Source organism: Mesorhizobium sp. M7A.F.Ca.ET.027.03.2.1 (assembly GCF_003999175.1).
In the GTDB taxonomy this organism is placed as follows: Bacteria; Pseudomonadota; Alphaproteobacteria; order Rhizobiales; family Rhizobiaceae; genus Mesorhizobium.
Window position 1 is genome coordinate 1 of record NZ_RZOM01000164.1, and the last position, 7,960, is coordinate 7,960.

At 62.8% G+C, this 7,960-nt stretch carries 12 protein-coding genes; 7 read left to right on the forward strand and 5 right to left on the reverse strand.

The window, feature by feature from the left end; all coding sequences use genetic code 11:
* A partial coding sequence (locus EN750_RS10000) for a WYL domain-containing protein (RefSeq protein WP_127396321.1) occupies positions 1-346 on the forward strand: 346 nt, incomplete at its 5' end.
* 63 nt (positions 347-409) lie between these two features.
* Here EN750_RS10000 and EN750_RS10005 read toward each other — a convergent pair.
* The 3 genes from EN750_RS10005 to EN750_RS10015 form a co-directional block, all read right to left on the reverse strand.
* The gene (locus EN750_RS10005; protein ID WP_023810957.1) at positions 410-1,105 is read right to left on the reverse strand and encodes a DUF1013 domain-containing protein; all 696 of its coding nucleotides are present in this window, start codon (positions 1,103-1,105) and stop codon (positions 410-412) included.
* A 362-nt stretch (positions 1,106-1,467) separates the two neighbouring features.
* Entirely contained in the window at positions 1,468-1,608 is a 141-nt protein-coding gene (locus EN750_RS10010; protein WP_127396322.1) for a DUF1127 domain-containing protein, read from the reverse strand.
* 160 nt (positions 1,609-1,768) lie between these two features.
* The gene (locus EN750_RS10015; RefSeq protein WP_127396323.1) at positions 1,769-2,779 is read right to left on the reverse strand and encodes an NAD(P)H-quinone oxidoreductase; all 1,011 of its coding nucleotides are present in this window, start codon (positions 2,777-2,779) and stop codon (positions 1,769-1,771) included.
* A gap of 123 nt (positions 2,780-2,902) precedes the next feature.
* Between EN750_RS10015 and EN750_RS10020 the strand changes: the two genes are divergently transcribed.
* The 3 genes from EN750_RS10020 to EN750_RS10030 are packed head-to-tail and all read left to right on the forward strand — an operon-like array spanning position 2,903 to position 4,730.
* On the forward strand, positions 2,903-3,097 hold the full coding sequence (locus EN750_RS10020) for a DUF1192 domain-containing protein (RefSeq protein WP_023810953.1): 195 nt from the start codon (positions 2,903-2,905) through the stop codon (positions 3,095-3,097).
* Between the two features lie 5 nt (positions 3,098-3,102).
* Entirely contained in the window at positions 3,103-4,434 is a 1,332-nt protein-coding gene (locus tag EN750_RS10025; protein ID WP_348629588.1) for an MFS transporter, read from the forward strand.
* A 32-nt stretch (positions 4,435-4,466) separates the two neighbouring features.
* The gene (locus tag EN750_RS10030; protein ID WP_013529232.1) at positions 4,467-4,730 is read left to right on the forward strand and encodes a metalloregulator ArsR/SmtB family transcription factor; all 264 of its coding nucleotides are present in this window, start codon (positions 4,467-4,469) and stop codon (positions 4,728-4,730) included.
* 6 nt (positions 4,731-4,736) lie between these two features.
* On the opposite strand, the gene EN750_RS10035 is transcribed toward EN750_RS10030, so the two are convergent.
* Complete coding sequence (locus tag EN750_RS10035) at positions 4,737-5,393, reverse strand: glutathione S-transferase family protein (protein WP_127396325.1); 657 nt, start codon at positions 5,391-5,393, stop codon at positions 4,737-4,739.
* A gap of 106 nt (positions 5,394-5,499) precedes the next feature.
* Positions 5,500-6,330 (reverse strand): alpha/beta hydrolase, encoded by an 831-nt coding sequence (locus tag EN750_RS10040; protein ID WP_127396326.1) that lies wholly within the window; start codon positions 6,328-6,330, stop codon positions 5,500-5,502.
* A 100-nt stretch (positions 6,331-6,430) separates the two neighbouring features.
* Here EN750_RS10040 and EN750_RS10045 point away from each other — a divergent pair, with 100 nt between their 5' ends.
* From EN750_RS10045 to EN750_RS10055, 3 genes are all read left to right on the forward strand, one after another.
* Positions 6,431-6,952 carry a helix-turn-helix domain-containing protein gene (locus EN750_RS10045; RefSeq protein ID WP_127396327.1) on the forward strand — a complete coding sequence of 174 codons (522 nt, stop codon included), beginning with the start codon at positions 6,431-6,433 and terminating at the stop codon, positions 6,950-6,952.
* Between the two features lie 77 nt (positions 6,953-7,029).
* On the forward strand, positions 7,030-7,263 hold the full coding sequence (locus EN750_RS10050) for a hypothetical protein (RefSeq protein ID WP_027037125.1): 234 nt from the start codon (positions 7,030-7,032) through the stop codon (positions 7,261-7,263).
* 151 nt (positions 7,264-7,414) lie between these two features.
* Positions 7,415-7,846, forward strand: coding sequence for a heme-binding protein (locus tag EN750_RS10055; RefSeq protein WP_127396328.1), 432 nt, complete (start codon positions 7,415-7,417; stop codon positions 7,844-7,846).
* The last annotated feature ends 114 nt before the right edge of the window (positions 7,847-7,960 follow it).

Here is a 7,960-nt window from a genome sequence, read left to right on the forward strand (position 1 = left end):
GATGTGGGTGGTCAGCGACGCCGCCCGCGAGGCGATCGACCTGATCGAGCGCGCGGTCGAAAAACGCCAGGTGCTGACCATCGACTATTCCGACGAGGCCGGCCGCGGCACCGCCCGCGATATCCGCCCGCTCGGTCTGTGGTTTTGGGGCAAGGTGTGGACGCTGGTCGCCTGGTGCGAGATGCGCGACGATTTTCGCGCCTTCCGCATCGATCGCATCGCCTCCGTGGTCATCGCCGGCCGCATCTTCAAGCCGGAGCGCGGCAAGCAGCTTGCCGACTTCTACCGCGCGGTGGAACGCAGCGAGGACTATGGCATGGCGCCGGATCGCGCTGCGCGCAGCTGAGTTGTTGACCCCATAAAAAAGCCCGCTCGAAGCGGGCTTTTTTTCTTGGAATATCAGACAATCTCACTCGTCGTCGTCATTGTCCGTGTTCTTCGACTTCAAGGCCGAGAGCTTGGCGAACACGGCGTTGGCGTCGAGTTCGGCATCCTCGTCCTTCGGCTTCTCGGGAGCCGGCACCAGCCGCTCGGTCAGGGCCGCCGGCAGCAGCGTGTCGCCGACCGGCTGCGCCTGTTCGCGGCCGCGCGAGGCGCGATTGACTTCCATGTCGAGGTCGATCTGCGATGCGAGGCCCAGCGTCACCGGGTCCATCGGCTGCAGATTGGCCGAATTCCAGTGCTTGCGCTCGCGTATCTGTTCGATCGTCGACTTGGTGGTGCCGACGAGACGCGAGATCTGCGCATCCTTGAGCTCGGGATGGTTGCGCACCAGCCACAGAATCGCGTTCGGCCGGTCCTGGCGCTTCGACAGCGGCGTGTAGCGCGGACCCTTGCGCTTGGATTCAGGCACCCGCACCTTGGGGTCCGAAAGCTTCAGGCGCTGGTTCGGATCCTTCTCGGCACGGGCGATCTCGTCGCGGGTCAGCTGTCCGGTCATGATCGGGTCCATGCCCTTGATGCCTTGCGCCGATTCACCGTCGGCGATTGCCTTGACCTCGAGCGGGTGCAGCCCGCAGAACTGCGCGATCTGCTCGAAGGAAAGTGCGGTGTTGTCGACCAGCCAGACAGCGGTCGCCTTGGGCATCAGCAGCGTATTGGCCATTTACAAATCCTTCTCGTTCGCCCGCGTTCCCGCGCGGGCGGTGGTTTAGAGCCACCAAAATGGGAAATTCGCGGTCTGTATAACCGCTCTCGGGTCGTTTCGCAACGTTTTTGGAAGCGGCCGGCGGACAACGCTCGCGCCATTGCAGTAGGCCGGGCCGAGTGTGCGCATGATCCAAATGCCATGCGGAGAGTTGAGGTCAACCGCGGAGCGCTGTCGAGCCATGCTCGGTACTACTGGCCAAAAAAGACAAAACCCGCCGGACTGGGTCCAGCGGGCTCGGAACCGGCGACGGCAAAACCGTCTGCTTCGGCTCTTGCCTCTACGGCATGGTCCGCTCCTTGGAGCAAACCATGCTCAAATCAGATGGCCTTGCGGGCGATCATTTCGATGTCAGCGCGGTTGATGCCGAGATCGCTGAGCTGACGTGCGTTGAGACGGTTCAGTTCGCGGACGGTCTCGGTGTACATACGCCAGTTACGGAAAGCGCGGATCGGGTTCATGGTAGTCCTCCAAATTGATGTTCGTTTCGATGGTGCTCAAATAGGCGTCATCGACGAGGACTTGAATGGCTGATTTTGCATAGCAATGATGCAAATGCTGCATTGCAGCATTAAGCTTCTGTTCATCTTGTAGGCAGCGAGGCGCTGACCTCGCTCGCTGTCAGCCGACGTCGAGCACGATCTTGCCGATGTGTTCGCCGTCCTCCATCCGCTCATGCGCCCGCCAGGCTTCGCTGAGCGGGAAGATCATGTCCATGACAGGAGCAACCTTGCGCGTGCCGAGCAACGGCCACACCTGCGCTTCCAGCGCCGCCCCGATCGCCGCCTTGAACTCGACGGTGCGCGGCCTCAGCGTCGACCCGGTGTGGGTAAGCCGCTTGACCATGATTTTCGAAAAATCCGCGCTTGCGACAGCGCCGGCCTGCACGGCGATCTGGACGATCCGACCCTCAACCGCAGCGGCCTCGTAGTTACGCCCCACATAGTCGCCGCCGACCATGTCGAGGATGACATTGGCGCCCTTGCCCCCCGTTGCCTCCTTGACCGCGGCGACGAAATCCTCCTCGCGATAGTTGATCGCCCGGTCTGCGCCGAGCTTCAGGCAGGCGTCGCATTTCTCCTTGCTGCCCGCAGTGGTGATGACATAGGCGCCAAAGGCCGAGGCAAGCTGGATTGCCGTCGTGCCGATGCCGGACGAGCCGCCATGGACGAGCAGCGTCTCGCCTTTCTTGAGGGCGCCACGCTCGAACACATTGTGCCAGACGGTGAAGTAATTCTCCGGCACCGCCGCGGCTTCGGTATGGGTGAAGCCGGCGGGCAACGGCAGCACGCTCCCGGCATGCACCTTGACATATTCGGCATAGCCGCCGCCGGGCGTCAGCGCGCAGACGCGGTCGCCAATGCGCCAGCGCGATATGTCGTCGCCAAGGGCCGCCACTTCGCCCGACGCCTCGAGGCCCGGCAGGTCCGACGCGCCGGGCGGCGGCGGATAGGCGCCCTTGCGCTGCTGGATATCGGGCCGGTTGACGCCGGCGGCATGCACCTTGATCAGGATCTCGCCGGGGCCGGGCTGCGGCACGTCGCGTGTTTCCGGCTTCAGGACCCGAGGGCCACCCGGCTCCGAGATCGCGATGGCCGTCATCCTTGCCGGAATTTTCTGTCCGCTCGCCATGAGATTTCCCGTCTTTCCTCGCCGTTATCCGATCGGCTGTTTGCATCGACGCCCCTGCCCTATGTATGCTGATTGCCAAATCAGGCAAATGGCCAATCTGGTCTTGGCGGAGGAGGAGCGACGATGGCGATCTTCGACGACGAACCCAAGAAGAAGGCACGCCCGCACGAGATCGGGCAGGACCTGTCACTGCTTTCCGTCAGCGACTTGACCGAGCGGATCGGCATACTGCGCGACGAAATTGCCCGCCTGGAAGCCGAACTCAAGGCCAAGGACACCACCAAATCCGCGGCCGAAGCACTGTTCCGCCGCGGATAGGCGCGCTGGCGCAAAGCCCGCCGCCGAAAAGCCCGAATGCGGCTGTCTTCAGACCCAGCGTCCCCGCCAAACCTGAGCCGGATCAAACAATGTTCGCAACCTACCGACCGATCCTCTCGCTGCTTCGCGGCACCGCTTTCCTGCTCGCGGCATCTGGATTGCATGGACTGCTCTTGCCCCTGCGCGGTCAACTGGAAGGTTTCTCGACCGCATCGCTCGGCCTGATGGGCACGGCATGGGCCGGCGGCTTCGTCACCGGCTGCTTCTTCGCACCGCGCATCGTGCGCCGCGCAGGCCACGTTCGCGCCTTTGGCGCCTTTGCCGCATCCGGCGCCATCGTGGCGCTACTGACCGGGCTGATCATCGACGAATATGTCTGGATCCTGCTGCGCGCCTTCACCGGCTTCACCATGGCCGGTGCCTTTATGGTCATCGAAAGCTGGCTGAACGAGAAGGCCACCAACGAGAACCGCGGCACCGTCTTCGGCCTCTACATGATGGTCACCTATGCCTCGATCATGGGCGGGCAGATGATCGTCGCCGGCGGCGACGTGAAGTCCGCGTCGCTGTTCATGATCACCGGCATCCTGTTTTGCCTCTCGCTCATTCCGACGGCGGTCTCGACCGCCTCGCACCCCAAGCCGCTGCAGGATGTCTCACTTGATGTCAGAGGCCTTTATGCCAATTCGCCGGTGTCGGCGGTCGCTTGCGCGTTGATCGGCATCGCCAACGGCGCCTGGGGCACGCTTGGCGCCGTCTATGGCGCCCGCATCGGCATTTCCACGGCCGAGATCGCCCTGATGATGAGCCTTGTGGTCGTTGCCGGTGCCGCCATGCAGCTTCCGGCCGGGCGTCTCTCCGACAAGACCGACCGGCGTTTCGTGCTGGCGGGAGCGGCTTTCGGCGGGGCTTTGTTCGCGCTCTTGATCTTTCTGTTCGAGCCGCGCTCCGGCGTCTTCGTCATCGTCTTCACTGCCGCCTATGGCGCCTTCGCCTACACGCTCTATTCGATTGCCGTGGCGCATGCCAACGACCACGCGCGCTCGGAGGATTTCGTCAAGGTATCTGGCGGGCTGTTGCTGCTCTACGGCTTCGGCACGATGATTGGACCCTTGCTCGCCGCCGCTTTGATGGGCTGGATGCGCCCGGAAGGTCTGTTCCTGGCGACCGCCTTGGCGCATCTCTGCCTGGCGGGCTACACGCTGCTGCGCATCAGCCGCCGCGCGCCGGTGCCGATCGGCGACCGTGATGCCTTCAAGACGCAGCCGGCCGACCGTTCGGTCACCCCGGAAGCATTGCGGCTCGATCCCAGAAGAAAAGCAGAAGCAGACGGTTGAGATTCGAAAGGCTTTGCCTCACTAATACAGGCATGATGTTTTCCGACGCCTTCATGGCGATTGCCGATCCCAATCGGCGCCATCTTCTGGAAGAACTTCGCCGCGGCCCGAAAACCGTCACCGAACTGGCCGCCGGCTTGCCGGTGTCGCGCCCGGCTGTTTCGCAGCATCTAAAAGTGCTGCTCGATGCCGGGCTGGTCCACGCCAAGCCGGAAGGAACAAGGCGCGTCTATACGGTAAGCGGCACTGGCTTCCTCAAACTCAACATCTGGCTCGATCAGTTCTGGGAAGCCTAACCCCGATCAACCGTTGTTGTAGGGGAAGAACTTGAAGTAGGGCTTCGCCTCCTCGATCACCCGGGCGAAGGCGGGGCGCTGCAGCAGGCAGTCGTGATAGCGCTTCACAGCCCGATACTCGTCGCCGAACGGCTCGACCTTGTTGGCATAGAACAGCGCCGGGGACGCCGCGCAATCGGCCATGGTGAAGGTGTCGCCCATCGCCCAGATCTTCGACTGCATGTCTTGTTCGATGATGGCATAGGAATTGCGAAGCTGGTCGCAGGCCTGCTCGACGCCGAACGGGTCAGTCTTGTCCTGCGGCCGCAACCGATCGCCGACGATCTTCTGCATCGGCTCCTGCACATAGAAATCATAGAAGCGGTCGGCTTGGCGAACGGCCAGCGCCAGGTCGATGTCGGCGGGAACGAGGTCGACTGGCCCCGGATAATGCGCGGCCAGATATTCGACAACGATGGTCGATTCCAGCACCGTGCGGTTGCGCGCATCGTCGCGCAGCGCCGGCATCTTGCCGGCCGGCGAAATCTTCAGGAAGGCCGCGCGCGACTGAGCATCGCCAAGATCGACGATGACAGGCGTGAACGGCGTGGCGTTCTCGTACAGCGCGATCAGCGGCTTCCAGCAGAAGGAGGCCAGCGGATGGAAATGAAGCGTCAGGGACATTTTTTGCTCGCCTGTTTCCTGGTTTATCGGTGGCCGGCGCCGGGCACGCTCGTCATAGGTTAAACACTGCGGCAAGCATTGCTCGTCAAGACCTGCTTTTGCCGCTTCAAGCGGCGTGGGCGACGATGCCGGCAACAATCATATCCCAGTCGTTTGGATGCAGCTCGTGGCCGCCACCTTCGATCCGGATGATTTTCGCGCCGGTGACCGCCTTGGCCAGCGCCTTGCCATGTTCGACCGGAAAGACCGGATCGGCCGTGCCGTGGATGACCAGCAGCGGCGACGCGATCTCGTGCAGGCGGCCTTTCCACGCGTCGCCGCCCCTGAGCATGAAATGGTTGGTGGCGCTCAGGAAGCCGCCGGAGCGGTCGTAGTCTTGCTCGACGAAGGCACGCATCCGGGCTTCGTCGAATGGGTGCGCGATGCTGGCGATCGCCCGCGCGTCCCTGACGATGAAATCGACCACCTGGCCACGGTCCGACCAATCGACTTTGACGCCCTCGGCCGAATGCTCGATATAGGCATCGCTCGTCTGCGGCAGGTGCGAAGTGTCGGTTCCCACGGGCGTGCTGCTGATGACGGTCAGCGATGCGACACGGGACGGGTGTTCCAACGCCACAAGCTGCGCGATCATGCCGCCCATCGACATGCCGACGAGATTCGCCTTGCCGATACCGTGGTCGTCGAGAACGCGCATTGCATCGTCGGCCATATCATCGAACGTGTAGGGCGGCTCTCCCGGCTTGTATTTGGTCGAACGGCCGGTATCGCGATTGTCGTAGCGGATCACGAACAGGCCGGCATCGGCCAGTTCCCGGCAAAACGCCTCCGGCCACCACAGCATCGAGGCCATCGCTCCCATGATCAGCAACAGCGGCGGGTTCGCCGGATCGCCAAAGGTTTCGGATATGATTTCGGGGCGTTCGGTCGTCGTCACGGTGCGGCCTCCTCTCCTGCAATACTGATTGCATTTTGCAATCGGTTGCACGATAATAAAACCGATACGATAATGCAACCGGTTTTGGAGAAAAAATCTCATGAGTATGGATCGCCGGTCCGGGTGTCCGATCAACCTGTCGCTGGAAGTGTTCGGCGATCGCTGGAGCCTGATCATCCTTCGCGACATGATCTTCGGCGGCAGGCGTCATTTTCGCGAGCTGCTCAACGGATCGATGGAAGGCATCGCCTCCAACATCCTCGCCGACCGGCTGAAGCGGCTGATGGAACTGGGCATGCTGACCAAAGCCGACGACCCCTCGCACAAGCAGAAGGCGATCTACAGCCTGACCGAAATGGCGATCACGCTGGTGCCGATCCTGGCCCATCTCGGCGCCTGGGGCCGCGTCTGGCTGCCGGTCAGCGAAGAACTCTCGATCCGCGCCGAACTTCTGGAAAAGGGCGGACCGCCGATGTGGGACAAATTCATGGACGAGTTGCGCCATGAACATCTCGGCAAGCCGCTCGATACCGCGTCGGGTCCTTCTGTCCGCGCCACCTTGCAGGCCGCCTATGAAGCCCTGGTTGCCAGCAAGGCTCTCGCCGCCGACTCTGCCGCTTGACCAACTTATTTTCCCGTTTGGGGCCCGGCTCTGCTAGAAGAAGCGGAAAATCACAATTCACGGGATTGGATAAGGTCTTGGTTGAGAACTCTCGGGATGCTGCCCGCGCACGCGCCGACCTGCGCTTCAAGAAGCAGGAAGAGGCGGCAACCGTCCGCCAGAAGGCGATGGCCGAATACGTCGCCGAGAGCGACGCCCGCCAGGCCAAGACCAACAAGCTGCGGGCGCTGCGTCTCGCCAAGGAAGCCGAAGACCTCGCCAACGCGCCGGCGGAACCTGCCAAGAAGCCGGCCCGCGCCAAGAAAAAATAACCCGAAGCCGCACAGGCACCAACTCCTATCCGGGAGGCTGTGACGGTCGCTTCCATCCGACCTTTTCACGCGAAGCAATTTCAACCGAAACCGGGATGTTATCTCGCCCGTCGACGGTCGATGATCGACGCCTTTCAGACAGGAGACCGCCATGACCGCACTGCCGCTCGAAAAAGCCAGGCAAATCATCGATGCCGCCTTTGCCAAGGGCTCCGATCTCAAGCTTAAGCCGCTTGGCGTCTCGGTGCTCGACGCCGGCGGGCATCTGGTCGCCTTCCAGCGCCAGGACGGCGCCTCGTTCCTGCGCCCGCAAATGTCGGCCGGCAAGGCCTTTGGTGCGCTCGCCATCGGCATGGGCTCGCGCAAAGTCGAGGCTTTCGCCAAGGAGCGCCCGCACCTCGTCGCCGGCATCTCGGACGTCTCTGGCGGACGCGTGCTGCCGGTCGTCGGCGGCGTGCTGATCCGCGACAAGACTGGCGCTATCATCGGCGCCGTCGGCATTTCCGGCGACACCTCGGACAATGACGAAGCCGCGGCCATCGCCGGCATCGAGGCCGCCGGCTTCACCGCCGATCCGGGCTGAGCGTCGGGGAACTTCGTCATCCACGGGCGGAGCAGGAGCGAAGCTCCGTCGCGGAGACCCGAGGATCCATTCCGTAACATCAGCCGTAGAGTGCAGCGGAGCAGAATTCTGGAC

Excerpts from the sequence above, each read along its gene's own strand:
- EN750_RS10015 (WP_127396323.1), bottom strand. The coding sequence starts at position 2,779 with ATGGCGAGCGGACAGAAAATTCCGGCAAGGATGACGGCCATCGCGATC.
- EN750_RS10020 (WP_023810953.1), top strand. The coding sequence starts at position 2,903 with ATGGCGATCTTCGACGACGAACCCAAGAAGAAGGCACGCCCGCACGAG.
- EN750_RS10005 (WP_023810957.1), bottom strand. The coding sequence starts at position 1,105 with ATGGCCAATACGCTGCTGATGCCCAAGGCGACCGCTGTCTGGCTGGTC.
- EN750_RS10035 (WP_127396325.1), bottom strand. The coding sequence starts at position 5,393 with ATGTCCCTGACGCTTCATTTCCATCCGCTGGCCTCCTTCTGCTGGAAG.
- EN750_RS10010 (WP_127396322.1), bottom strand. The coding sequence starts at position 1,608 with ATGAACCCGATCCGCGCTTTCCGTAACTGGCGTATGTACACCGAGACC.
- EN750_RS10030 (WP_013529232.1), top strand. The coding sequence starts at position 4,467 with ATGATGTTTTCCGACGCCTTCATGGCGATTGCCGATCCCAATCGGCGC.
- EN750_RS10055 (WP_127396328.1), top strand. The coding sequence starts at position 7,415 with ATGACCGCACTGCCGCTCGAAAAAGCCAGGCAAATCATCGATGCCGCC.
- EN750_RS10045 (WP_127396327.1), top strand. The coding sequence starts at position 6,431 with ATGAGTATGGATCGCCGGTCCGGGTGTCCGATCAACCTGTCGCTGGAA.